The sequence below is a fragment of the uncultured Rikenella sp. genome (genome assembly GCF_948810725.1).
Classification (GTDB): Bacteria; Bacteroidota; Bacteroidia; order Bacteroidales; family Rikenellaceae; genus Rikenella.
In genome coordinates, this window is the sequence record NZ_CAQIVA010000001.1 from 303,641 (window position 1) to 326,755 (window position 23,115).

Here is a 23,115-nt window from a genome sequence, read left to right on the forward strand (position 1 = left end):
GAAAAATCCGTTTTTATTCCACCGACGGTTTCACCGCCCGCACCATATGCCGTTTGCCCAATGCCCCCGGCAGCCGCACCACCTCGAACCCGGCCGTCCGCAAAGCCTGTTTGACCGTCCCCTTGGCCGAATAGGTCACCAGCACGCCGCCCGGCTTCAGAATCGAAAACATCCGCTCCATCACCTCCGCCGACCAGAGTTCCGGTTGCGCATCCGGCGCGAAAGCATCGAAATAGATCACATCGAAACGCCCCGCCAACGGCGCGAAATCGAACCGCAGCAAATCCGCCCGATACTTCGTCAGCCCGCATCCCGCTCCCACCTCGTGCCGGGCCCCGTCCCACGTCGCATCGTGCAATTCCAGGAAAAGCGGATCATCCGTATAATTCAGCCGCGCCGCATCCTCCCGCTCCACCGGGTAGAGCTCGATCGCCCGATAATCCACCCGCCGCCCCGTCTCCGCCGCCCGCTGCAAAGTCAGCCACGCATTGAGCCCCGTTCCGAAACCCACCTCGAACACCGCCGGCTCCCGAGCGGGAACCGCCTCGAATCCGGCCCGGATATAGACATGCTCCGCCTCGCCCACCGCGCCTCGATCCGAGTGGTAGAGCTCGCCCAGCACCGGATGGCGCACCGTCAGCGAACCGTCTTCCGTCTCCAAAAACTCCATCGCGCCGCACCCGATTAACGCCGCACCAACTGCACCACATTCTCGACATGGTGCGTGTGCGGAAACATATCCACCGGCTGCACCCGGGTCACCCGGTAAGCCGAATCGAAAATCGCCAAATCGCGCGCCTGCGTCGCCGGATTGCAGCTCACGTAGACGATCCGTCGCGGAGCCGCCGCCAGAATCGTCGCCGCCACATCGCCGTGAATCCCCGCCCGCGGCGGATCGAGAATAATCACGTCCGGACGCCCGTGTTCGGCAATGAACTCCGCATTCAGCACATCCTTCATATCCCCCGCGAAGAACAGCGTATTCCCGATCCCGTTGAGCGCCGAATTCTGTTTGGCATCCTCGATCGCCTCGGGCACATATTCGATCCCGACGACCCGTTTCGCCCTCGCCGCCACAAAATTGGCGATCGTCCCCGTCCCCGTATAGAGGTCGTAGACCACCTCATCGCCTGTCAGCTCCGCAAAATCGCGCGCCACCTTATAGAGATTATACGCTTGTTCCGAATTGGTCTGGTAGAACGACTTGGGATTGATCCGGAAGGTCAGATTCTCCATCCGCTCCTCCATATACGGCTTACCAGAGTAACAGAACACCTCCTGATCCCCGATGGAATCGTTCAGTTTCTCATTGATGATATAATTGAGCGAAGTAATCTCCGGAAACCGCACCCGCAAGTGCTCCAACAGAGCCGTCCGGGCCGCCGCATCCTCCCGCGCAAAGACCACTGTCACCATCACCTCGCCGGTCGTCGAAGTCCGGACAATGATATTCCGCAACAACCCCCGATGCTCCCGCAGGTTGTAAAACTCCATCCCGTTTTCCTGCGCGAACCGTTTGACCTCCAACCGAATGGCATTCGAAGGCTCCGGTTGCAGGTGACACCACTCGACGTCCAGCACCTTGTCGAACATCCCCGGGATATGGAACCCCAGCGCATCGCCATCCCCCGTCGCCGCCCCTTCGGCCACCTCCGCCCGCGGCACCCACCGCTTATCCGAAAAGGTGAATTCCAGTTTATTCCGGTAATATTCGCTCTTCTCCGACCCGATGATCGGCGAAAGCTCCGGCAATTCGATCCCCCCCAGCCGTCGAAGCTGGTCGGCCACCTGCCGCTGCTTGTACTCCAGCTGCATCGGGTAGGGCAGCGCCTGCCACTTGCACCCCCCGCACTCGCCGTAATGTTTGCAGAAAGGCTCGACCCGAAGCGGCGAATACTGCACGAAATCCAGCACATACCCCTCCATAAACCGCCGCCGTTTGTTGTTGATCTGGACGCGAACCACATCGCCCGGCACCGTATGGGGCACGAAAACCACCACATCGTTATATTTTCCCAGCGACTTTCCCTCGGCGGCTATATCGGTGATCTCCAGCGCCTCGATCTGCGGATATTTGCTCTTTCTCGGTTTCATAAATGATTGCTCGATTTCGGTATAAAGGCAAAGATACGGGTAAATTTCGTAAATTTGGAGGCGATAACCCTTTACCTTCCTCGCCTTATGCTCAAACTGGCCACCCTTACCTTCAACCCGTTCGGTGAAAACACCTACGTGCTGTTCGACGAGACGAAACAGTGCGTCCTCGTCGACGTCGGCTGCTCGACGGAACAGGAACGGCAGACCCTCGCCGCTTTCATCGAAAAAAACGACCTGCGACCTATGATGGCCATCAATACGCACGGCCATGTGGATCATATCTGCGGCGTGGAGTTCGCCAAACGGCAGTGGGGGATTCCTTTCGCCCTGCATCGCAACGACCGGCCCCTTCTGGAGATGGCCCACTGCTATGCCGATATGGGCTTCGACGTCGATCCGATTCCGACGGTGGAGGTCGACCTCGCGGAGACCGAGACCATTCCGGTGGGGAACAGCACCCTCCGTATCCTCCAGACCCCGGGACACTCGCCGGGACACGTCGCGATCCATGTACCGGACGCAGAGTTGTTGCTGACGGGCGACCTGCTGTTCAAAGAGAGCATCGGTCGGACGGACTTGCCGGGCGGAAGCTATCCGACCCTGATGGAGAGCATTATCAGTCAGGTGATTCCGCTGGGCGGCGACACCCGCATCTTTCCGGGACACGGGCCGGGCAGTACCGTGGCGCACGAAGTGATGTTCAACCCGTTCATCGTCGAAGCGTTGCGCGGCGACGTGAACTAAAAAAGCGATCGCACGACGCATGAGAATTGATATTATCACCCTGCTGCCCAAACTGTTGGACGGCGCCCTGAGCGAATCGATCATCAAGCGGGCGCAGGACAAGGGGCTGGTCGAAATACACATCCACAACCTGCGGGACTACTGTGAGGACAAGCATCGCACAGCGGATGACTATCCGTTCGGCGGCGAGGCGGGGATGGTCATGAAGGTAGAGCCGATCTATAAGATTATCACACAATTACGCTCCGAACGGGAGTACGACGAAATCATTTACACCTCGCCGGACGGGGTGACCTATAACCAACAGGAGGCCAACCGGTTATCTACCTTAGGCAATCTGATCATCCTGTGCGGACACTACAAAGGGGTGGACTATCGGGTGCGGGAGCATCTGATTACGCGCGAGATTTCGATCGGGGACTATGTGCTGACGGGCGGCGAGCTGGCGGCGGCGATCATTACGGACAGCGTAGTGCGGATTCTGCCGGGAGCGATCGGCGACGAGTGTTCGGCCCTGACGGACAGTTTCCAGGACAACCTGCTGGCACCGCCGGTTTATACGCGCCCGGCGGAGTTCAACGGGTGGCGAGTGCCGGACGTACTGCTGTCCGGGAATTTCGCCGAGATTTCGAAGTGGCAGGAAGATCAGGCTTTCGAGCGGACACAACGGCTGAGGCCGGATCTGTTGGAGACCGAATAACCGAACGACATGAAATATTACATCCTCTCCGGCGAGGCGTCCGGAGATTTGCACGGCTCGAACCTCATCAAGGGGCTGCTCGCGGCCGATCCGGAGGCCGAATTCCGTTTCTGGGGCGGCGACAAGATGGTCGAAGCGGCGGGCAACCGCGGACAGCTGGTCAAACACTACAAAGAGGCTTCGATCATGGGTTTTTGGGAGGTGCTCAAGAACCTGCGGCGGATCGGTCGACAGATGCGTTTCTGCCGGGAAGACATCGCGGCTTACCGTCCGGATACGCTGATTCTCATAGATTATCCGGGTTTCAACCTGCGGATGGCGAAATTTGCCCACGAGCATCTCTGGCCGACAGGTGTCAACAGGCCGAAGGTCTTTTATTACATCGCCCCGAAGGTCTGGGCGTGGAAAGAGCGGCGCGTCAAGGATTTACGGAGATATGTCGACCGGCTCTTCATCATTTTCCCGTTCGAAACCGACTATTTCCGGCGACATGGGATCGAGGCTTTCTTTGCGGGCAATCCGCTGATGGACGCCATCGCCGGGCGGCCGGCGGTGACGCCGGAGAACGACAAGGTTTTTCGGACTGAGAACGGTTTGGACGAGCGGTCGATCATTGCGCTGGTGGCGGGGAGCAGGGCTTCGGAGATTCGGTACAACCTACCGCCCATGGTGGCCGTGGCGCGACGGTTTCCGGAATATCAGTTTGTGGTAACGGGAGTTTCGTGGCTCGACAGATCGCTGTACGACAACTATTTAGAGGGGAGCGACGTGCGGTTCGTCTGCGACCGGACTTACGAAACGATCGCCCGTTCGGCGGCAGCGCTGGTCACCTCGGGGACAGCGACGCTCGAAACGGCTTTGCTGGGGATTCCGGAGGTAGTCTGCTACCGCGGATCGGCTGTGAGTTTCTGGATTGCGAAAAAGGTGGTGAGCGCACGATTGCGCTTTATTTCGCTGGTCAATCTGATCCTCGACCGGGAAGCGATCCGCGAGTTGATCCAGACCGATTTTACGCCGGAGACGGCGGAAGCGGAGTTGCGTGCGGTGTTGCCGGGCGGGGTGAAACACGAGCGGATCATGCAGGATTTCGGGGAGTTGCGCCGGGTGGTGGGCGAGCCGGGAGCATCGGCGCGCGTGGCGGACGAGATGGTACGGTTGTTACACGTAAATCATTCGAAATGAAGATTATCTGTATCGGCATGAACTACTCGGAACACGTCCGGGAGCTGCCGTCGGTGTGGGACGAACAGACGCCGCGGGAAGCCCCGCGGGAGCCGGTCTTTTTCATCAAGCCGGACACGGCGCTGCTGCGGAACAACGATCCGTTCTACCTGCCCGACTTTTCGCAGGACGTGCAATACGAGTGCGAGTTGGTGGTGCGAATCAACCGATTGTGCAAGGGGATCGAAGAGCGGTTCGCCCATCGTTGTTACGAAGAGGTGGGGCTGGGAATCGATTTCACGGCCCGCGACCTGCAACGGCGGTGCAAAACCGAGGGGCTTCCGTGGGAGATCGCCAAAGGATTCGACCACTCGGCGGCCATTGCGCCGGTCTTTGTACCAAAGGCGGAATTGCCTGATATTCAAAACATCCATTTCTCGATGGATTTGAACAGCGAACGGAAACAGACGGGATGTACGGGGGATATGATTTTCAGCGTGGATCGGATCATTGCCTATGTGTCGCAGTTCGTCACCCTGCGGATCGGCGACCTGCTCTTCACCGGAACGCCGGTCGGGGTGGGACAAGTACATATCGGCGACCGGATTACCGCGGAATTGGAAGGGCGCCCTATGTTAGATTTCCAGATCAAATAACACCGAAAAATCGAGTGGAATTCAAAGATTTAGACATCATTCTCGCCAGCGGTTCACCGCGACGGCGAGAGTTATTGACCGGGATGGCGATCCCGTTTCGGGTGGCTGACGCTTATGCGGTCGAAGAGCGTTATCCCGCCTCGCTACCGCTGGCGGAGGTTCCGGGCTATCTCTCCCGACTGAAATCGGAAGCCTATCCGAAGCCGCTGGAGGAGAACCAGATACTCATCACGGCCGACACCCTCGTTTTGCTCGGCGAACGGGCGCTCGGCAAGCCGAAAGACCGACAGGCGGCTATCGAAATGCTGAATACCTTGTCGGGAGGCACACACCACGTCACGACCGGCGTAACGATTCGGAACCATGCGGCACAAGTCACCTTTTCGGAGACTACGGCGGTAACGTTCGGAACGCTTTCTATGGACGAAATCGCCTTTTACGTCGACACCTTCCGACCGTACGACAAGGCGGGGGCATACGGCATTCAGGAGTGGATCGGCTATGTGGGCATCGAACGCATCGACGGATCGTTCTACAACGTCATGGGGCTGCCCACGCGGCTTTTGTACACGAAACTGACCGACTTTATACGGACACGATACAGTGCTAATCATAAATCCATGAACGAGATATGAAAAAATCGACTCTATTCGCTCTGACCTGCGGCCTCCTGCTGTGCGGCCGCTCTGCGGTGCGGGCCGACGAGGGGATGTGGCTGCCGAGCCTGATCGAACAGGGGCGCATCAAAGATATGCGCGCCAAGGGATTCCGGCTCAAGGCACAGGACTTGTATGCCGTGAACCGGGCCAGCCTGAAAGACGCCATCGTGCGGTTCGGCAGCGGCTGCACCGGCGAACTGATCTCCGATCAGGGGCTCCTGATCACCAACCACCATTGCGGGTACGGACAGATTCAGCAGCACAGCTCCGTGGAACACGACTACCTGACCCACGGTTTCGCCGCCATGAACCGCAACGAAGAGTTGCCCAATCCGGGCCTCGTCGTGAGCTTTCTGGTCGAGATGAGCGACGTGACCGACCGGATTCTCGCCGGCGTTACCCCAGAGATGAGCGAAGCGGAACGGCAAAAGAGAATCGACGCCAACAAAGAAGCCGTCGTCCGGACGGCTACCGAAGGGAATCACTACAAAGCTTCGGTCGAGGCGTTGTATTATGGGAATCAATATTTTCTCTTCGTCTACGAAGTGTTCGAAGACGTGCGGTTGGTTTTCGCTCCGCCGTCGGCGGTGGGCAAGTTCGGAGGCGATACCGACAACTGGATGTGGCCGCGGCACACGGGCGATTTCTCCATCTTCCGCGTCTATGCGGGGCGGGACAACAAACCGGCAAAATATTCGCCGGAGAATGTACCTTACGTGCCGAAAAAATCGTTCACCATCTCGCTGCGCGGGATGCGGCCCGGCGATTTCACCTTCGTCTACGGCTTCCCGGGACGGACTTACCAGTACCTGCACTCCGAGGCCGTGCGCTACATCGAAGAGAAGAGCGATCCGCACAAAGTGAACCTGCGGACGCTGCGGCTGAACATCATGAACCGGGCGCAGGCGGCCGATCCGAAAGTACGGATCCAGTATGCGGCGAAGAACGCCAGCGTGTCGAACGCCTGGAAAAAGTGGCAGGGCGAGATGAAGGGGTTGCAGCGTTTGGGAACGGTCGATAAGAAACGCGACTTCGAAGCGAAATTCGAAGCCTGGGCGGCCGATAAGCCGGAATATGCGGGCACCACGCAGAGGCTGGCGGCGCTGTACGACTCGCTGGAGCCGTATGCCTTTGCGCGGGACTACCATGCGGAGGCCGTTCTGGCCATCGAGCTGCTCAAGTTCGCCGGGAAATTTGCCGACGATTTGACCCCGAAAACACTCGCCAGATTGCAGAACGATGCCGACCTCTTTTTCAAAGACTACTCCGTGGCTATCGACCGGGAGACGGCGGGGGCGCTGATGAGCGAATACCTCCGCAACGTTCCGGAACGATTCCGGCCGAACGGAGCAACCACGGATATGGCAGCGATTTTCGCCGCCAGCCTCTTTACCGATTCATCCCGGGTGAACAGCCTGCTGGCCTCGGAAGATACGACTGCCATGCACAATGTTATCGACAACGACACCGCTGTGGGAGCTTATCGGACTTTCACGGAGGTCTACAAAAACCGAATCGAACCGGCTTATGCGGCGCTGAACAAACAGATCGACCGCGAATACCGCACCTACATGCGGGGCATGATGGAGATGCGGCGGGGCGAACACGCGTTCTATCCGGACGCCAACTCGACCTTGCGCATCGCCTATGGCAAGGTGGACGGCTACCGGCCGGTGGACGCGGTCTGCTACGAACCCTTCTCGACCCTCGACGGGGTGATGGAGAAGGACAATCCGGAGATCTACGACTACGACGTGCCGGCCCGGCTGCGGCAATTGTACGAGGCGAAAGACTATGGCCGTTGGGCGGTGAACGGGACGGTGCCGGTGGCTTTCATCGCCACGAACCACACCACGGGCGGCAACTCGGGCAGCCCGGTGCTGAACGCCCGGGGCGAGTTGATCGGCGTGAACTTCGACCGCTGCTGGGAGGGGACGATGTCCGACCTGGAGTACGATCCGGTCGTCTGCCGCAACATCGCGCTGGATATCCGCTACGCCCTGTTCCTGATCGACCGGGTCGGCGGCGCGGGCTATCTGTTGGACGAAATGAAATTTGCGAAATAGAGACATGATTCGGAGTCGTCTGGAAAAACTGCGGGAGTGGATGGCCGCGGAGGGGGTCGAGGCTTTCATTGTGCCGTCGAACGATCCTCATTTCAGCGAATACGTCGCTCCGCATTGGGCCTGTCGGGCGTGGATCAGCGGGTTCGACGGGTCGGCGGGGACGGTGGTCGTAACACGGAAAGGAGCTGCCTTGTGGACCGATTCGCGCTACTTTCTGCAAGCCGAGGCGCAGCTCGACGGAAGCGGTATCGAACTCCAGCGGATGGGACTGGTCGGGACACCGGAGGTGATGGAGTGGCTGGCCGCACAGTCCGATGTGCGGCGGATCGGCATCGACGGTCGTTTGTTCAGCCACCGGGCTTTCCTGCGGCTGGCGGACGAGGCAGCGGAGAGGGGAATGACCTTGGTCGACTGCTCCGATCCGTTCGACACGATTTGGGACGGAAGACCGGACATTCCGGCCGAACCGGCCACGATTTTAGAGGAACGATACAGCGGCGAATCGACCCGCTCGAAACTGCAGCGCATCCGGGCACTGGGCGACGGAAAGCCAGAGGAGGCGGTACGGCTGGTCGCCGTGCTGGACGAGATTGCCTGGACACTGAATATCAGGGGCACAGATATCGAATACAATCCGCTCGTCATCAGTTATCTGTCGGTCGAACCGGAACGCGCGCTGCTCTTCACCGCACCGGAACGATTCGGCCCGCGGGAACGGGAACAATTGGCTGCCGAGGGGGTGGAAGTACGGGCTTACGAGGCTTTCGACGCCTACCTCGCTACGCTGGCGAATCGACCGGTTGTGGTACATCCGGAGGGGCTGGATCAGTTTCATTACGCCGCTTTGGAAGCTGCCGGAGCTCGAATCGAAGAGGAGACAACGCCTTACAGCTCGACCGCTCTGCTGAAAGCCGTCAAGAATCCGACCGAAATCGACGGATTCCGACGAGCCATGGAGGTGGACGGAGCGGCATTGGTGCGGTTCGAACGGTGGCTCGAACAGACGGTCGAAGCGGGCGGACGGCCTACTGAACGGGAGATCACCGACCGGTTGCACGCTTTTCGGACAGCCGATCCCGATTTCCGCGGCGAAAGTTTCGAAACCATTGCCGGATATGGTTCGCACGGGGCAATCGTACACTATGCCGTCTCCGAGGAGAGCGACCGGGCGATCGGCACCGACAGTTTTCTGCTGATCGACAGCGGCGGCCAATACCCGTTCGGGACGACCGACATCACGCGCACCTATCATTTCAGCACGCCCACGGAGGAGCAGCAGAGGGATTATACCGCCGTTTTACGGGGGATGATCGACCTGAGCGCCGCGCAGTTTCCGGTCGGGACACGAGGCGCTCAGTTGGACGTGCTGGCGCGCCGTTACCTTTGGAAAGCCGGGCAGAACTACCTGCACGGGACTGGGCATGGGGTAGGGCACTGCCTGTGCGTACACGAGGGGCCTCAGTCGATCCGGATGAACGAAAATCCAGTGACCTTGCAACCGGGCATGGTACAGAGTTGCGAACCGGGATTATACCTCACGGGGAGGCACGGGATACGAATCGAAAACCTGACGCTGGTGACGGAAGAGGGGTGTCCGACCGGTTTTCTGCGGTTCGAACCGCTGACCTTGTGCCCCATCTCGCTGCGGGCTGTCGAAATCGGGACGTTGGACGCCGATCAGCGCGACTGGCTGAACCGGTATCATGCCGCGGTGTATGAACGACTCTCACCCCGGCTGACGCCCGAGGAGCGCGCCTGGTTGGCGGAGAAGACCCGCCCGATTTAGGCACGCTTCTTGATGTTTCCGACGTTCGGTACAAACCCTTAATAAACTATCGAACAATGGAATACGAAACAATTACCGGCTTCGATCCGAAGCGTTATTTAGGAAAATGGTACGAAATCGCCCGGTTCGACTACCGGTTCGAACGTGATATGTATGCCGTCACCGCCGAATACAGTTTGCGGTCGGACGGCAAGATACGAATCGTGAACACCGGTCGGCGCGGTTCGCCCGACGGCCCGACAGTCACCGCAGAGGGCAAGGCGAAATTAGGAGCGCCGAAAGACCCCGTCCGTCCGGGCTTTCTGAAAGTCTCCTTCTTCGGGCCTTTCTACGCACCGTACTACATTCTGGCCTTGGATCCGGACTACCAATACGCCCTCGTGGCGGGTAAACGGCACAAAACGCTGTGGATTCTCTCCCGGCAACCGCAACTGTCACAAGAAACGACGCAACAGCTGCTCGATGTGGCACGACAACGCGGTTTCGACACCTCGAAACTCCATTTCACCGAACAGAACGACCGGACACCATACTAAAAAACCGCGGGGACATTTCATTCATGAAATGTCCCCGCGCCGCTTTATAGCAAAAATATCCCTCACGGATTATAGAGGTCAAAATTCCGGAAGTTGAAAATCGCCTCCGTCATATCGCGCATCTCCCGCGCCGCCGTATGCCCCGGCTCCAACTCCAACGCCCGGTTGAAATCGTTGAGCGCCCGACCGAAATCATTCTGTCGATAATACGATCGTCCCCGTTCGAAATAGAAATCCGCCGACACTCCGGCCCCGTACAATCCCCGTTCACGGGTATAAGCCTCCACCACTGCCGGCACCACCCCTTCGGCCAACGTTTCGCCCGCCGCCAAAGCCCGCCGAATCGATGTGGAATCGATCTCGAACTGCGGTGCCTGCGCCATCTCCGGCGACGCCGCCCCGCCGCCCCGCGGATAGAACAGAAAACGCACCCGCCGCTGCAACTCCTCCGACCGATGCCACCGCGGCAACTGGGCGGCAATATCGCTGCCCGCCAGAATCGTAAATACCATATCCGGATAGAGACGTTGCAGATACTCGATCGTGTGAATCGTGTAAAAAGGGTAGGGCAGATCGCGTTCCACATCGCAAACCCGGAGCCGCGCCTCGCCGATCTCCTCCAAAGCCAACCGCACCATCTCCAACCGATCCTCAAAAGGAGCCAGTTCCTCCGGACTTTTCAACGGATTCTGCGGCGACACCACCATCCACACCTCCTCCGCCAGCTCCCGCTCCAACACATACCGCGCCACCGCCAGATGCCCGCCGTGCACCGGATTGAACGACCCCATCAGGAGCGCGATTCGCCTCTCTCCGCTCCGCCTCATCGCCCGGCCAGAAAATCGCCGACCACCCGCCGCGCCTCCGCATAAGCCGTCTCCAGGTCGTCATTGACAATCACCCGGTCGAATTTCGACGCATAGGCGATCTCCTGTTCCGCCTTGGCCAGCCGCCGTTCGATCGCCTCCGGCGAGTCGGTACCGCGCCCCTCCAACCGGGCCCGCAACACCTCCACCGACGGCGGCATGATGAAGATTGACAAAGCCTGATCGCCGAACAACTTTTTGATATTCAACGCCCCCACGACATCGACATCGAAGACCACCACATGCTCCCGATCCCAAATCCGGTCGATTTCGGCCCTCAACGTCCCGTAACACGTTCCGGCATAGACCTCCTCCCACTCCACGAACTCGCCTTGTTCCACCCGCGCCCGAAACTCCGCGTCGTCCATAAAGTAGTAATCCACCCCGTCGCGTTCCGCCCCCCGCGGCGCCCGCGACGTGGCCGAAATCGAAAACTCCAGCTCCGGAAAGCGCTCCAACAGGTGCCGAACGATCGTCGTTTTACCCGATCCCGACGGTGCCGAGAATATCAAGACTTTGCCCATAGCTCGAAACGTTTTTTACAAGAGGTTGAGTAACTGCTCCTTGATCTTTTCCAACTCATCCTTCATCCGCACTACCAGCTTCTGAATCCCCGCATGGTTCGCCTTGGAGCCCGTCGTATTGATCTCGCGTCCGATCTCCTGCGCGATGAAACCCAACTTGCGTCCCACCCCCTCCGACTCCCGGGCCACCGTCCGGAAATAGTCGCAATGCTGCTTGAGCCGCACCTTCTCCTCCGTGATATCGAACTTTTCGAGGTAGTAGATGATCTCCTGCTCGAACCGGTTATGGTCTACCTTCACCTGCAACGCCTCCAGATTGTCCCTCAACCGCGCCCGCACCGTCTCGATGCGCTCCCCCTCGAGCGGCACGATCTGAGCCGCCAACTCCTCAATCGTATCGATCCGTTTCAGGAGATCTGCGATAAGCACCTCACCCTCCTGCTCCCGGAACCGGTTCAGGTTCTCCACCGCCTCGTTCACCGCTTCGGCCAATGCCGTCCACTCCTCCGGATCGACCCTCACCATCTCAGTCTGCATCACCTCCGGCAGCCGCAACACCGCCGTCATCAGCGGTTCGTTTCCATTCGTATCGCCCACCTCGCTCCGCAGCCGCACGAGCTGCTCATAGTAGGATTTGAACAACGCCGCATTGATCGTCCCGCCGCACCCCGCCTTGACCCCTCCGAGGTTCTCAAACGAGACGCAGAGGTCTACCTTTCCCCGCCCCAACGCCTTACCCACCGTATTGCGAATGTCGTACTCCTTCTCCCGATACAGGGTCGGAATCCGCACCGACATATCCAACTGTTTGCTGTTCAGACTTTTGATTTCGACGATTATTTTGCGCTGCTTCGTGTGCCGTTCGGCACGACCGTAGCCGGTCATCGACTTTACCATAACGATTCACTGATTTATACCGAGCAAATATAACGCGAATTTCTCATTTTTCCCTCGGGCCTCAGCTCCCGGCGCCTCGCCCCGGAACAAAATCCCCTTGAAAATTTCACGATTGGATAATATTTTCCGATATTTGGGCTTTCTATCCGCCGGACTTCCGGCCACCCGAACAGGCGTACATCTTAAGAAATACAAACTCGATATGAAGAAACACAACTTTTCCGCCGGGCCTTCGATCCTGCCCCGCGCAGCGGTCGAAAACGCCGCCAAAGCCGTACTGGACCTCAATGGTATCGGGCTTTCGGTGCTCGAAATATCGCACCGCACCAAGGATTTCGAAGAGGTGCTGGACGAAGCGGTAGCGCTGTTCAAAGAGCTGCTGCACATCCCGGAAGGGTACAGCGTACTGTTCCTCGGCGGCGGGGCGAGCATGCAGTTCTGCATGGTGCCGTTCAACCTGCTGGAAAAGAGAGCCGGGTATATCAATACCGGGGTGTGGGCCAAAAAGGCGCTGAAAGAGGCCAAACTGTTCGGCGAGGTCGAAACGGTGGCTTCGTCGGAAGACAAGAACTTCTCGTATATTCCGAAAGGATACACGATTCCGACGGATCTGGACTACCTGCACATCACGACCAACAACACGATCTTCGGGACGGAGTACAAGACCGACATCGACTCGCCGGTGACACTCGTGGCGGATATGTCGTCGGACATTCTTTCGCGGCCGGTGGACGTGTCGAAATACGGCCTGATCTACGGCGGGGCACAGAAGAATCTGGGGCCGGCGGGGGTGACTTTCGTTATCGTCCGCAACGACATATTGGGCAAGGTTTCGCGACCGATTCCGACCATGCTGGACTACCGCACGCATGTGGAGGGCGGATCGATGTTCAACACGCCGCCGGTGTTCCCGATCTACGTGGTACGCGAAACGTTGAAGTGGCTCAAGTCGATCGGCGGCGTTCCGGCGATCCAGAAACTGAACGAAGAGAAAGCGGCGCTTCTCTATAACGAGATCGACCGCAATTCGATGTTCACGGGCACTGCGGCACGGGAAGACCGCTCGCTGATGAATGTCTGCTTCGTTTACAGCGACGCGCACAAGGATTTGGAACCGAGTGCGTTCCTCGATTTCGCCAAAGAACGCGGCATGGTGGGAATCAAGGGTCACCGCCTGGTAGGGGGTTTCCGTGCTTCGCTCTACAATGCGATGCCGAAGGAGAGTGTCCAGGCACTGGTAGACTGCATGCAGGAATTCGAAAAACAGTACATTTAACTGTATTCTTTGTGTCGGTTGGAACTGCCGCTTTCTTGTAAGAAAGCGGCGCAAAGAACTTTCGTGATAGCTACGCTACGCCTTAGGCTCCGCAGTCCTCATTCTTCGTGAATCCGTCGAAAGTCTTTTGGGTTCTTTTTCTTCAGAAAAAGAACAGTTCGAGGCGGTAAATCAATGACAATAAATGTACGTTAAACGATTTGTTATGAAGATATTAGTAGCGACCGAGAAACCATTTTCGAAACAAGCCACCGACGGCATCGCAGCTATTGCCCGCGAAGCAGGATACGAGTGCGCCTTACTCGAAAAATATACCTCCGTCGACGAACTGAAAACCGCCGTCGCGGACGCCGACGCGCTGATCGTGCGGTCGGATAAAGTGACAGCAGATGTAATTGCAGCAGCGCCGAAGTTGAAAATCGTGGTTCGGGCCGGGGCAGGGTATGACAACCTCGACCTGGCGGCCTGCACCGCACGCGGGATCGTAGCGATGAACACCCCGGGACAGAACTCCAATGCAGTGGCTGAACTGGCCATCGCGATGATGATCTTCATGGCTCGGAACCAGTTCACGCCGGGGACGGGACATGAGATCAACGGAAAACGGCTGGGGATCCACGCTTACGGGAACGTGGGCCGGATCGTGGCGCGTTACGGAAAGGCATTGGGGATGGAGGTATCTGCCTACGACCCGTTCATTACCGATCCGACCATCTTCGCCAACGACGGAGTAAAGATGGCTTCGTCCGTGGCCGAACTGTACCGGAATAGCGACTACCTGTCGCTGCACATTCCGGCGACGGCAGAGACCAAGGGCTCCATCGGCTACGACCTGCTGATGTCCATGCCGAAAGGCGCTACACTCGTCAACACGGCACGCAAAGAGGTGATCGACGAGGCGGGTTTGGCCAAGGCTCTCGAAGAGCGGACAGACTTGAAATATATCACCGACATTTTGCCGGACACCGCAGCCGAGCTGACCGAGAAATTCGGCAAACGCTTCTTCACCACCCCGAAAAAGATGGGAGCGGAGACCGCAGAGGCCAACGTGAATGCCGGATTGGCGGCGGCACGGCAGATCGTGTCGTTCCTGAAAGACGGAGTGACTAAATTTCAGGTGAATAAATAGACTTATGGTACAGATCAAACCTTTCAAGGGAATACGGCCGCCGGCAGCCTTGGCCAAAGAGGTGGCTTCGCGCCCGTACGACGTGCTGAACTCCGCAGAAGCCAAGGCGGAAGCGGGAGAGAAATCGCTGCTCCATATCATCAAGCCGGAAATCGACTTCGACCCGATCATCGACGAACACTCCACTCAGGCTTACGACCAAGCTGTGGCCAATTTTAAAACGTGGAAAGCAAACGGCTGGCTCGTGCAGGACGACAAGGAACATTACTACGTCTATGCCCAGACGATGGACGGACGGACGCAGTACGGTTTGGTGGCGGCGTGCCATTTTCAGGACTACGTCGACGGCAAGATCAAGAAGCACGAACTGACCCGACCGGACAAGGAGGAAGACCGCATGATCCACGTGCGGAACCAAAACGCCAATATCGAACCGGTATTTTTCGCCTATCCTGCACAGGATGAGATGGATACCATCATCCGCCAAGTTACGGCTTCGAAAGCGCCTGAATATGATTTCGTTGCCGAGGGGGACGGATTCGGACATAAATTTTGGGTGATCGACGATCCGGAGACGATTGCGCGGATTACGAAAATTTTCGCCCGAATTCCGGCTTTGTATGTGGCGGATGGACACCATCGTACCGCTGCCGCGGCGCGGGTAGGGGCCGAAAAAAAGGAGGCTCTTCTCAAAGCCGGGGGGACGTATACCGGTACGGAAGAATTCAACTACTTTCTGGCAGTGATTTTCCCGGACAACCAGCTGAAAATCATCGACTACAACCGGGTGGTGCGGGATTTGAACGGTTTGACGCCGGCGCAACTCCTCTCAGCTTTGGAAGCCGATTTTATCGTGACGAAAAAAGGCAAAGAGATTTACAAACCGGCTGAATTACATGACTTTGCCATGTATCTGGGAGGGGAGTGGTACGAACTCAAGGCCAAACCCGGAACCTACGACGATAGCGATCCGATCGGGGTATTGGATGTCACGATCCTGTCGAATCTGGTATTAGACAAAATCCTTGGAATCAAGGATTTGCGGACAGACAAACGTATCGACTTCGTCGGCGGGATTCGGGGCCTCAAGGAGTTGGCCGACCGCGTGGACAGCGGGGAGATGGCCGTGGCGTTCGCTTTATATCCGGTCTCGATGAAACAACTGATCGACATTGCCGATACGGGAAATATCATGCCGCCGAAAACCACCTGGTTCGAACCGAAACTGCGGTCGGGACTGGTGATCCACTCGCTCGACGAATAGAACGACGCACAGAAGTTTGGATATCGAAATAAGTCGATCCTTAAAAAATAGGGTAACAGATCGTTACCCTATTTTTTATGCTTTTGGCCTCCGTATCCGAACTCAAACTAGCCCCTGTGCCGAACAACATTCCGCGTACATTTGTACGTTAGTATTGGGCACAAACTCCAGAACATACGCCATGGCCAAAATAAAAGGAAAGATCGTCGTAGACATCGAACGTTGCAAAGGTTGCGGCGTCTGCATCGAGGCCTGTCCGACACAAACCATCGAACTGAACCCGCAAGTCAACTCCAAAGGGTACAACTACTGTTATATGGCAGCTCCCGACGCCTGTATCGGATGCGCCGGGTGTGCCGTGGTATGTCCGGACAGCTGCATCGTCGTTTACCGCGAGAAAAAAGAAGCATAAGAGATGGAAGATATCAAACTGATGAAAGGGAACGAAGTGCTCGCCTACGCCGCCGTGCGGTGCGGGGCTGACGGCTACTTCGGATACCCCATCACCCCGCAGTCGGAGGTCTTGGAGACACTGACCGAACTGCGGCCTTGGGAGACCACCGGCATGGTCGTATTGCAGGCCGAGAGCGAGGTAGCATCGATCAATATGGTTTACGGAGGCGCGTCGGTGGGGAAACGCGTCCTGACCTCGACATCGAGCCCGGGACTCTCGCTGATGTGCGAAGGGCTCTCTTATCTGGCGGGCGCGGAGCTGCCGTGCGTCGTGATCGACGTATCGCGCGGCGGGCCGGGGCTGGGGACGATTCAGGCGTCGCAAGCCGACTATTTTCAGGTTGTGAAGGGTGGGGGGCATGGCGACTACCGGATGCCGGTGCTGGCGCCGAACTCGGTGCAGGAGATGAACGATTTCGTGGATTTAGCTTTCGAACTGGCTTTCAAGTACCTGAATCCGGCCATGATTCTGGCTGACGGCGTGATCGGGCAGATGATGGAGAAAGTGCGGCTGAGCCCGCAGAAACCCAGACGCACCGAGGAAGAAATTCGTAAAGAATGTCCGTGGGCAGCCATCGGCAAGGGAGCACACCGGAAAGAGCGGAATATCGTGACGTCATGCTACATCGATCCGGAGACCATGGAGCGTCACAACCACAAGTTGCAGGCGAAATACGAGCGGATGGAGCGCGAAGAGGTGAGGGTCGAAGAGATGGAGGTCTCCGATGCGGAGTATGTTTTGGTGGCTTACGGCGCCTCGTCGCGGATCTGCGCCAAGGTAGTCGAAGAGGCACGCGCAGCGGGATTGAAGGTCGGGCTGATCCGTCCGATCACCCTATTCCCGTTCCCGAGCGAAGCGATCCGGCGGGCGGCACAGCATGCCAAAGGGTTCCTCTCTGTGGAGTTGAGTATGGGACAGATGATCGAAGACGTGCGGATGGCGGTGGGGAACGCCGAAATACCGGTGCGACACTTCGGACGTACCGGAGGGATCATCCACTCGCCGCGCGAAGTCTACGAAGCCCTCAAGCAATTTATGACTGAAACCGGAGGATTGTAAGCTATGGCAGAGACACCTATATTAGAAATAGCCGAAACCGACGCCAATCGGGTTTACGACCGTCCGCGCTTGTTGCTGGACGCCACGATGCACTACTGTCCGGGGTGTTCGCACGGGACGGTGCATAAGTTAGTGGCCGAAGCGATCGACGAGCTCGGCGCAGAAGACAAAGCCATCGGGATTACGCCGGTGGGATGTGCGGCTTTTCTGTACAACTACATCGACATAGACTGGATTCAGGCATCGCACGGACGGGCGCCGTCGGTGGCTACGGCCGTGAAACGGCTTTGCACCGACAAACTCGTCTTCACCTACCAGGGGGACGGCGATCTGGCGGCCATCGGGACGGCCGAAGCTATCCATGCGGCGAATAGGGGGGATAACATTGCGATTATCTTCATCAACAACGCGATATACGGGATGACCGGCGGACAGATGGCACCCACCACGTTGTTGGGGATGAAGACCGCCACCACGCCGATGGGACGGACGCCGGAGCTGAACGGTTATCCGTTCAAAGTGGCCGACATGCTCGCTTTGCTGGACGGGGTGACCTATGTGACGCGGCAGAGCGTCAATTCTCCGGCCAATGTGCGGCGAGCGAAGAAAGCGATTAAAAAAGCGTTCGAGAATTCCATCAATAACAAAGGATTCTCCTTTGTCGAGATCGTGGCGACCTGCAATTCGGGCTGGAAACTGTCGCCCGTGGCGGCCAATCGGTGGATGGAAGAGAACATGCACGCCACCTACCCGTTGGGGGATTTGAAAGACACGACCTCAGTAGGGGCGGCTGTTGAAAAATAACGACACACTATGAAAGAAGAGATCATTATAGCCGGTTTCGGAGGTCAGGGCGTTTTGTCGATGGGCAAAATTTTGGCCTATTCGGGCGTGATGCAGGGTCAGGAGGTGAGCTGGATTCCATCCTACGGGCCGGAGATGCGGGGCGGGACGGCCAACGTCACCGTGATTCTGAGCGACCGGAAGATCAGTTCGCCGGTCTTGCAGGAGTTCGACACGGGAATCGTGCTGAACCAACAGTCGTTAGACAAATTCGAAGAGTCGATCAAGTCGGGCGGGACTTTGCTCTACGACCCGAACGGCATCACCCGGGCGCCGCGCAGAACGGATCTGGATATCTATACCATCGACGCGGCGGTCGAAGCGGCCCGGAGCGGGAATGCCAAGGTATTCAATATGTTCGTCTTGGGAGCTTTTCTGAAAATCAAGCCGTTGGTGACGATCGAAAATGTCATCGAAGGCCTCCGACACTCGCTGCCGGAGCGGGCACACAAGATGATACCGGCCAACGAGGCGGCTCTGCGCAAAGGGATGGAGTTGGTGAAAAAGGCGGAGTAACTCTTCGCCCCCCCCCCCGCCTGAATCTCAAGATTTCGACCGGTTCAGCGACCGGCGCAAAATCGGGAACCGCACAATCCCATGTCCAATCGCCACCACACCGGTGGCGATTCCGATTTTGTAATGCCACAGTCCGACAGGCGAGTGCATCCCTTTCACACCGAACAGCACAAGCCCCGTAATCACCAGACCCGGAAACAGCAGCGACAATCCTGCCGTCCACTTACTCTTTCGGTCGATTCCGCCCCTGACAATCCCACGATACCAAGCCTGATGCGTCGTCACATGCAACACGACCGCAATCAAAAACGCGAGGCTCGTCAAGATGTGCAGGAAAGTCCACACATGCCATCCTCCGTGGTGATGTCCATACCCTGCCGCATGCAATCCCAGTACGGTGAAGAACGACAAGGCAAAAGCCGGAATCAACACCCAATCGATCACAAAAATCTTTTTCATCGTTTCGCTTATTTCATTCGGAACACAGCCCGTTCCAATCGATCCCCGTCGCCACCACCTCCACCACCCGGCTGGTCAGGTGCGCGCCCGAGAAGAGCGGCAAACCGACCTTCATCAGATAGTCGCCCGAAAAACGCTGCCCATCGTCCCCCCAATCCGATCGCGCACCCGGCATCCGGTTGATCTCCCGCACCGTGTAAATGCGTTGCGGTTCCAGCCCATCGAGCCGCACATTCCGAATCGGTGCCGAGAACCTCGGATTGCGGTTGAAAGCGAAGACGACCGCCCGCTCCCGCCCCTTATCGGCATACATCACCGCCGAATGTTCGCCTGAGTAAGGCGACACCAGCCGATAGAGATCTCCGTCGAGAATCACCGGTTTCAGTCGGTTGTAGTTCGCCACCGCCGCCCGCGCAAACTCCCGCTCCGGCTCCGAAAGCTCATCCACCCGGATATCGAATCCCAATTTCCCCATCATCGCCACATCCGTCCGGAACTTCAACGACTGCTTTCCCCACGACGTTACGTGCGCCGCCGTGGCCTTGGCCGGAAAGAGATACGAGTAGCCCCACTGGATAAAAATCCGCTCCACCGGATCCGTCTTATCGCTCGCCCAAAACTCCGTGAAGTAGCGCAACCCTTCGTAATCGGTCCGTCCCCCGCCACCCGAACAGAGCATCATCGGCAGAGTCGGATACTTGGCCGCCACCCGGTCGAGCACCCGATACAAGCCCCGCACATAGTCGACATAGAGGTTCGACTGTTTGTCCGCCCCGAGATAAGGCGAGTAGATGTTGGTGATCGGGCTGTTGCAATCCCATTTGAAGTAAGCGATCTCCGGATAACGCGTCAGGAGGCCGTCCACCACCCCGAGCCTTCGACAAATAAGCCAAATCGCTTTCGTTCGCCAGCCGGGGGCCGAAATAGGCCTGCCGAAGCCGCCGATCGTCGTCGCCCCGGAGAATCAGCTCCGTTCGCTCCGTCCCGATCCGGATCAGGTTCTCCGGCACCGTTTCTGCCGCGCAAAGAGCCCCTGTGCCCCACATCCCGCAGCAGAGCCACCACAATTTTTTCATTCGTAAACCATTAGAATTTTGAATCCGATTCACCCCCACCACACATTTTTCAAGCCTTACCGCCCGAAAATATGCCGAAACGCCTCCGCCGCCTCGCCGAACACGAAACGCCACCGCGTCGCAATCCCCACCACCAGCGCCACGATCAACAGATACATCAGTTTTTCGTTCATCGAACGCCCCTCCCACCACCGTGTCACCCGATTTCCCATACCTTTTTCGTTAATGAAACGCCACAATACCCGCCGCCATCACCGCCATCCCGATAATCAACCCCCAGATCGCCACATGGTGCTCGCCGTACTCATGCGCCGCCGGCAGCAACTCGTCCAGCGAGATATAGACCATAATCCCCGCAATCGCCGCGAAGATATAGCCCAGCATCTCCGGCGTCAAGAACGGCGCCAAAATCAGGTACCCGACCACCGCTCCCACCGGCTCCGCCAACCCCGAGAGGAACGAAAATTTAAACGCCCGCTTCCGGCTCCCCGTCGCATAGTAGACCGGCACCGAAACCGCAATCCCCTCCGGAATGTTGTGAATCGCAATCGCCACGGCGATCGCCAGCCCCATCCGCGGATCCTCCAGCGCCGCCATAAAAGTGGCGATCCCCTCCGGAAAGTTGTGAATCCCGATCACCAGCGCCGTCATCAGCCCCGTCCGCATCATGTGCTTCGGATTGGCCAGCCGCCCTCCGTCCCGATTCCGCAACTCCAGCCGCATACTTTCGACACTGCGCACCTCGTGCGGGTTCTCCACCGACGGCACCAGCCGGTCGATCAGAGCGATAAACAGAATCCCTCCGAAAAAAGCCGCCGTCGTCGCCACCCCTCCCCAATGCTCGCCATAGCCCTCGCCGAGGATACGCATCGACTGCGGAAAAAGATCTACAAACGACACATAGATCATCACCCCCGCCGAAAAACCCAGCGCAAACGACAGAAAACGCCGATTCGTCCGCCGGGCCAACAGAGCGATCAGGCTGCCGATCCCCGTCGAGAGACCGGCCAGCAGCGTGAGTACAAAAGCTGAAATTACATTCGATTCCATGCGTTACATTCGGTTGATTTTCCATGGAGCGAGCCCGCTCCCGACAGCGCATTCCAGCAAATTTCGCGCAAAATCGACCGCTTTTCGCCGGACGGACGAAAAGCGCCGCTCTCTTTCCCAATCAACCTCCGTCCGCCTACCGTACCCGGTTTTTGAACTCCACCGAGGCCAGCTCTTTATTAGCCTGCGCAATCTTGTCCGCCAGCTCAGACTTGAACTTCAGCATTTTGGACTGCAACTCCGGTTCGCCCGTCGCAATGATCTGCATGGCCAGAATCGCCGCATTCTTAGCCCCGTCCAGCGCCACCGTAGCCACCGGAATGCCCGACGGCATCTGCAACATCGAGAGGATGCTGTCCCACCCGTCGATCGAGTTGGACGACTTGATCGGCACCCCGACCACCGGCAGCGGCGTCAGCGCAGCGACCACCCCCGGCAAATGCGCCGCGCCGCCCGCACCCGCGATGATCACCTTCACCCCCCGCGTATGAGCGTTCCGGGCGAAATCCAGCACCAGATCCGGCGTGCGATGCGCCGAGAGGGCATTGATCTCGAACGGGATGCCCATTTCGTCCAAGAATTTGGCCGCCTCGGACATGATCTTCAAGTCCGACGTGCTGCCCATGATAATCGAAACTTTCGGTTGCATAGGAATAGGGTATTTATTTCGTATTTTTGCGAAAGTATAAATTTTTCGGCAAAACGCCTCCACCCGCAGTGACTTCCGAAACCGAAACGATAACGATCCGCGACCGCCGTTTCCGGCCCTACCTCTCCGGCGACGCGATCCGGAACGCGATTTCGCACCTTGCCGCGACGATCAACCGCGACTATGCCGACGCCGAACGGCCGTTGCTGCTGGTCACCCTCAACGGCGCTTTCGTCTTTGCCGGAGAGCTGTTCCGACAGCTGGAAGGGCCGTTCGAAGTCGCTTTCGTCAAACTCGGCTCATACGGCGCGGGCATGACCTCGTCGGGAACCGTATCGGTCGATGTGCCCATGACGGCGGCGGTCGAAGGGCGGGACGTGCTGATCGCCGAGGATATCGTGGAGACGGGCAGAACCATCGACACGCTGTACCACATGCTCCGTGAGCGCGGAGCGCGGAGTGTACGGGTGGCGACTTTGCTCCTGAAACCGAGCGTCTACTACCCACAGGCAGAAAAGGCGCGCCTGCTTCCGATCGACTACGCCGCTTTCGAGACCGAACCCCTCTTTCTGGTCGGCTACGGGATGGACTACGACGGGGCCGGGCGGAATCTTGGGGCGCTCTATGCCGTTTGCGACAACGAATAAC

The 23,115-nt window shown here is 58.1% G+C and carries 25 protein-coding genes and 1 pseudogene; 16 read left to right on the top strand and 10 right to left on the bottom strand.

The annotated features are described in order from the left end of the window. Window positions 1–13: 13 nt before the first annotated feature. Both mnmD and rlmD read right to left on the bottom strand, forming a co-directional pair. On the bottom strand, window positions 14–670 hold the full coding sequence (gene mnmD, locus Q9S52_RS01525) for a tRNA (5-methylaminomethyl-2-thiouridine)(34)-methyltransferase MnmD (RefSeq protein WP_297625729.1): 657 nt from the start codon (window positions 668–670) through the stop codon (window positions 14–16). Between the two features lie 14 nt (window positions 671–684). Further along, window positions 685–2,094: a 23S rRNA (uracil(1939)-C(5))-methyltransferase RlmD gene (rlmD, locus tag Q9S52_RS01530; RefSeq protein ID WP_297625726.1), complete on the bottom strand. Its 1,410-nt coding sequence runs from the start codon at window positions 2,092–2,094 to the stop codon at window positions 685–687. A gap of 87 nt (window positions 2,095–2,181) precedes the next feature. Between rlmD and Q9S52_RS01535 the strand changes: the two genes are divergently transcribed. Genes Q9S52_RS01535 through Q9S52_RS01570 form a run of 8 tightly spaced genes read left to right on the top strand, consistent with a single transcriptional unit; the run spans window position 2,182 to window position 10,405 of the window. Next, window positions 2,182–2,841 carry an MBL fold metallo-hydrolase gene (locus Q9S52_RS01535; RefSeq protein ID WP_304707937.1) on the top strand — a complete coding sequence of 220 codons (660 nt, stop codon included), beginning with the start codon at window positions 2,182–2,184 and terminating at the stop codon, window positions 2,839–2,841. A 19-nt stretch (window positions 2,842–2,860) separates the two neighbouring features. Further along, entirely contained in the window at window positions 2,861–3,541 is a 681-nt protein-coding gene (gene trmD, locus Q9S52_RS01540; RefSeq protein ID WP_300727217.1) for a tRNA (guanosine(37)-N1)-methyltransferase TrmD, read from the top strand. Window positions 3,542–3,550: 9 nt separating this feature from the next. Next, window positions 3,551–4,723, top strand: a complete 1,173-nt coding sequence (lpxB, locus tag Q9S52_RS01545; protein WP_304707938.1) for a lipid-A-disaccharide synthase — start codon at window positions 3,551–3,553, stop codon at window positions 4,721–4,723. Further along, on the top strand, window positions 4,720–5,358 hold the full coding sequence (locus Q9S52_RS01550; protein ID WP_304707939.1) for a fumarylacetoacetate hydrolase family protein: 639 nt from the start codon (window positions 4,720–4,722) through the stop codon (window positions 5,356–5,358). The genes lpxB and Q9S52_RS01550 overlap by 4 nt, the downstream gene beginning before the upstream one ends. Window positions 5,359–5,372: 14 nt before the next feature. After that, the gene (locus Q9S52_RS01555) at window positions 5,373–5,993 is read left to right on the top strand and encodes a Maf family nucleotide pyrophosphatase (RefSeq protein WP_304707940.1); all 621 of its coding nucleotides are present in this window, start codon (window positions 5,373–5,375) and stop codon (window positions 5,991–5,993) included. Further along, a complete protein-coding gene (locus Q9S52_RS01560; RefSeq protein ID WP_304707941.1) occupies window positions 5,990–8,083 on the top strand; it encodes a S46 family peptidase in 2,094 nt (697 codons plus the stop codon). The genes Q9S52_RS01555 and Q9S52_RS01560 overlap by 4 nt, the downstream gene beginning before the upstream one ends. 4 nt (window positions 8,084–8,087) lie before the next feature. After that, on the top strand, window positions 8,088–9,869 hold the full coding sequence (locus tag Q9S52_RS01565) for an aminopeptidase P family protein (protein ID WP_304707942.1): 1,782 nt from the start codon (window positions 8,088–8,090) through the stop codon (window positions 9,867–9,869). Window positions 9,870–9,925: 56 nt separating this feature from the next. Beyond that, on the top strand, window positions 9,926–10,405 hold the full coding sequence (locus Q9S52_RS01570; protein ID WP_304707943.1) for a lipocalin family protein: 480 nt from the start codon (window positions 9,926–9,928) through the stop codon (window positions 10,403–10,405). Window positions 10,406–10,467: 62 nt separating this feature from the next. Here Q9S52_RS01570 and nadD read toward each other — a convergent pair whose 3' ends face one another. From nadD to Q9S52_RS01585, 3 genes are read right to left on the bottom strand one after another with little or no spacing between them, the layout of a single operon-like run. Further along, the gene (gene nadD / locus Q9S52_RS01575; RefSeq protein WP_304707944.1) at window positions 10,468–11,232 is read right to left on the bottom strand and encodes a nicotinate (nicotinamide) nucleotide adenylyltransferase; all 765 of its coding nucleotides are present in this window, start codon (window positions 11,230–11,232) and stop codon (window positions 10,468–10,470) included. Continuing rightward, a complete protein-coding gene (gmk, locus tag Q9S52_RS01580; protein ID WP_297625692.1) occupies window positions 11,229–11,795 on the bottom strand; it encodes a guanylate kinase in 567 nt (188 codons plus the stop codon). The genes nadD and gmk overlap by 4 nt, the downstream gene beginning before the upstream one ends. Before the next feature lie 15 nt (window positions 11,796–11,810). Next, window positions 11,811–12,692 (bottom strand): YicC/YloC family endoribonuclease, encoded by an 882-nt coding sequence (locus tag Q9S52_RS01585; RefSeq protein ID WP_304707945.1) that lies wholly within the window; start codon window positions 12,690–12,692, stop codon window positions 11,811–11,813. A 202-nt stretch (window positions 12,693–12,894) separates the two neighbouring features. Here Q9S52_RS01585 and serC point away from each other — a divergent pair, with 202 nt between their 5' ends. The 7 genes from serC (at window position 12,895) to Q9S52_RS01620 (ending at window position 19,233) form a co-directional block, all read left to right on the top strand. Then, the gene (serC, locus tag Q9S52_RS01590; protein WP_304707946.1) at window positions 12,895–13,968 is read left to right on the top strand and encodes a 3-phosphoserine/phosphohydroxythreonine transaminase; all 1,074 of its coding nucleotides are present in this window, start codon (window positions 12,895–12,897) and stop codon (window positions 13,966–13,968) included. A gap of 205 nt (window positions 13,969–14,173) precedes the next feature. Next, the gene (locus Q9S52_RS01595; RefSeq protein ID WP_304707947.1) at window positions 14,174–15,097 is read left to right on the top strand and encodes a 3-phosphoglycerate dehydrogenase; all 924 of its coding nucleotides are present in this window, start codon (window positions 14,174–14,176) and stop codon (window positions 15,095–15,097) included. A gap of 4 nt (window positions 15,098–15,101) precedes the next feature. Further along, entirely contained in the window at window positions 15,102–16,361 is a 1,260-nt protein-coding gene (locus tag Q9S52_RS01600) for a DUF1015 domain-containing protein (RefSeq protein WP_304707948.1), read from the top strand. 181 nt (window positions 16,362–16,542) lie between these two features. Then, the gene (locus tag Q9S52_RS01605) at window positions 16,543–16,773 is read left to right on the top strand and encodes a ferredoxin family protein (protein WP_294591219.1); all 231 of its coding nucleotides are present in this window, start codon (window positions 16,543–16,545) and stop codon (window positions 16,771–16,773) included. A gap of 3 nt (window positions 16,774–16,776) precedes the next feature. Further along, entirely contained in the window at window positions 16,777–17,874 is a 1,098-nt protein-coding gene (gene vorB / locus Q9S52_RS01610) for a 3-methyl-2-oxobutanoate dehydrogenase subunit VorB (RefSeq protein WP_300828675.1), read from the top strand. Between the two features lie 3 nt (window positions 17,875–17,877). Next, window positions 17,878–18,678, top strand: coding sequence for a thiamine pyrophosphate-dependent enzyme (locus Q9S52_RS01615; protein WP_304707949.1), 801 nt, complete (start codon window positions 17,878–17,880; stop codon window positions 18,676–18,678). Between the two features lie 9 nt (window positions 18,679–18,687). Continuing rightward, a complete protein-coding gene (locus tag Q9S52_RS01620) occupies window positions 18,688–19,233 on the top strand; it encodes a 2-oxoacid:acceptor oxidoreductase family protein (RefSeq protein ID WP_297625672.1) in 546 nt (181 codons plus the stop codon). A gap of 27 nt (window positions 19,234–19,260) precedes the next feature. Here the strand turns inward: Q9S52_RS01620 and Q9S52_RS01625 are convergent, their stop codons facing one another. The 5 genes and pseudogenes from Q9S52_RS01625 to purE all read right to left on the bottom strand — a co-directional run bounded on the left by Q9S52_RS01625 (window position 19,261) and on the right by purE (window position 22,467). After that, window positions 19,261–19,692: a hypothetical protein gene (locus tag Q9S52_RS01625; RefSeq protein ID WP_304707950.1), complete on the bottom strand. Its 432-nt coding sequence runs from the start codon at window positions 19,690–19,692 to the stop codon at window positions 19,261–19,263. A gap of 13 nt (window positions 19,693–19,705) precedes the next feature. After that, window positions 19,706–20,563, bottom strand: a pseudogene (locus tag Q9S52_RS01630) (alpha-galactosidase); the annotation flags it as partial. Between the two features lie 261 nt (window positions 20,564–20,824). Then, window positions 20,825–20,980 carry a hypothetical protein gene (locus Q9S52_RS01635; RefSeq protein ID WP_304707951.1) on the bottom strand — a complete coding sequence of 52 codons (156 nt, stop codon included), beginning with the start codon at window positions 20,978–20,980 and terminating at the stop codon, window positions 20,825–20,827. Between the two features lie 10 nt (window positions 20,981–20,990). Then, the gene (gene zupT / locus Q9S52_RS01640) at window positions 20,991–21,818 is read right to left on the bottom strand and encodes a zinc transporter ZupT (RefSeq protein WP_294591231.1); all 828 of its coding nucleotides are present in this window, start codon (window positions 21,816–21,818) and stop codon (window positions 20,991–20,993) included. 136 nt (window positions 21,819–21,954) lie between these two features. Further along, window positions 21,955–22,467, bottom strand: a complete 513-nt coding sequence (gene purE / locus Q9S52_RS01645; protein ID WP_297829481.1) for a 5-(carboxyamino)imidazole ribonucleotide mutase — start codon at window positions 22,465–22,467, stop codon at window positions 21,955–21,957. 68 nt (window positions 22,468–22,535) lie between these two features. Here purE and Q9S52_RS01650 point away from each other — a divergent pair, with 68 nt between their 5' ends. Further along, window positions 22,536–23,114: a phosphoribosyltransferase gene (locus tag Q9S52_RS01650; protein ID WP_304707952.1), complete on the top strand. Its 579-nt coding sequence runs from the start codon at window positions 22,536–22,538 to the stop codon at window positions 23,112–23,114. Window position 23,115 lies beyond the last annotated feature (1 nt).

What these genes read in the sequence shown, in the direction of transcription:
- nadD (WP_304707944.1), bottom strand. Translation starts at nt 11,232, where the DNA reads ATGAGGCGGAGCGGAGAGAGGCGAATCGCGCTCCTGATGGGGTCGTTC.
- Q9S52_RS01565 (WP_304707942.1), top strand. Translation starts at nt 8,088, where the DNA reads ATGATTCGGAGTCGTCTGGAAAAACTGCGGGAGTGGATGGCCGCGGAG.
- Q9S52_RS01570 (WP_304707943.1), top strand. Translation starts at nt 9,926, where the DNA reads ATGGAATACGAAACAATTACCGGCTTCGATCCGAAGCGTTATTTAGGA.
- lpxB (WP_304707938.1), top strand. Translation starts at nt 3,551, where the DNA reads ATGAAATATTACATCCTCTCCGGCGAGGCGTCCGGAGATTTGCACGGC.
- Q9S52_RS01615 (WP_304707949.1), top strand. Translation starts at nt 17,878, where the DNA reads ATGGCAGAGACACCTATATTAGAAATAGCCGAAACCGACGCCAATCGG.
- Q9S52_RS01605 (WP_294591219.1), top strand. Translation starts at nt 16,543, where the DNA reads ATGGCCAAAATAAAAGGAAAGATCGTCGTAGACATCGAACGTTGCAAA.
- serC (WP_304707946.1), top strand. Translation starts at nt 12,895, where the DNA reads ATGAAGAAACACAACTTTTCCGCCGGGCCTTCGATCCTGCCCCGCGCA.
- Q9S52_RS01595 (WP_304707947.1), top strand. Translation starts at nt 14,174, where the DNA reads ATGAAGATATTAGTAGCGACCGAGAAACCATTTTCGAAACAAGCCACC.
- trmD (WP_300727217.1), top strand. Translation starts at nt 2,861, where the DNA reads ATGAGAATTGATATTATCACCCTGCTGCCCAAACTGTTGGACGGCGCC.
- Q9S52_RS01600 (WP_304707948.1), top strand. Translation starts at nt 15,102, where the DNA reads ATGGTACAGATCAAACCTTTCAAGGGAATACGGCCGCCGGCAGCCTTG.
- zupT (WP_294591231.1), bottom strand. Translation starts at nt 21,818, where the DNA reads ATGGAATCGAATGTAATTTCAGCTTTTGTACTCACGCTGCTGGCCGGT.
- Q9S52_RS01625 (WP_304707950.1), bottom strand. Translation starts at nt 19,692, where the DNA reads ATGAAAAAGATTTTTGTGATCGATTGGGTGTTGATTCCGGCTTTTGCC.
- gmk (WP_297625692.1), bottom strand. Translation starts at nt 11,795, where the DNA reads ATGGGCAAAGTCTTGATATTCTCGGCACCGTCGGGATCGGGTAAAACG.
- Q9S52_RS01635 (WP_304707951.1), bottom strand. Translation starts at nt 20,980, where the DNA reads ATGGGAAATCGGGTGACACGGTGGTGGGAGGGGCGTTCGATGAACGAA.
- Q9S52_RS01620 (WP_297625672.1), top strand. Translation starts at nt 18,688, where the DNA reads ATGAAAGAAGAGATCATTATAGCCGGTTTCGGAGGTCAGGGCGTTTTG.
- vorB (WP_300828675.1), top strand. Translation starts at nt 16,777, where the DNA reads ATGGAAGATATCAAACTGATGAAAGGGAACGAAGTGCTCGCCTACGCC.
- Q9S52_RS01550 (WP_304707939.1), top strand. Translation starts at nt 4,720, where the DNA reads ATGAAGATTATCTGTATCGGCATGAACTACTCGGAACACGTCCGGGAG.
- Q9S52_RS01535 (WP_304707937.1), top strand. Translation starts at nt 2,182, where the DNA reads ATGCTCAAACTGGCCACCCTTACCTTCAACCCGTTCGGTGAAAACACC.
- Q9S52_RS01585 (WP_304707945.1), bottom strand. Translation starts at nt 12,692, where the DNA reads ATGGTAAAGTCGATGACCGGCTACGGTCGTGCCGAACGGCACACGAAG.
- purE (WP_297829481.1), bottom strand. Translation starts at nt 22,467, where the DNA reads ATGCAACCGAAAGTTTCGATTATCATGGGCAGCACGTCGGACTTGAAG.
- mnmD (WP_297625729.1), bottom strand. Translation starts at nt 670, where the DNA reads ATGGAGTTTTTGGAGACGGAAGACGGTTCGCTGACGGTGCGCCATCCG.
- Q9S52_RS01560 (WP_304707941.1), top strand. Translation starts at nt 5,990, where the DNA reads ATGAAAAAATCGACTCTATTCGCTCTGACCTGCGGCCTCCTGCTGTGC.
- rlmD (WP_297625726.1), bottom strand. Translation starts at nt 2,094, where the DNA reads ATGAAACCGAGAAAGAGCAAATATCCGCAGATCGAGGCGCTGGAGATC.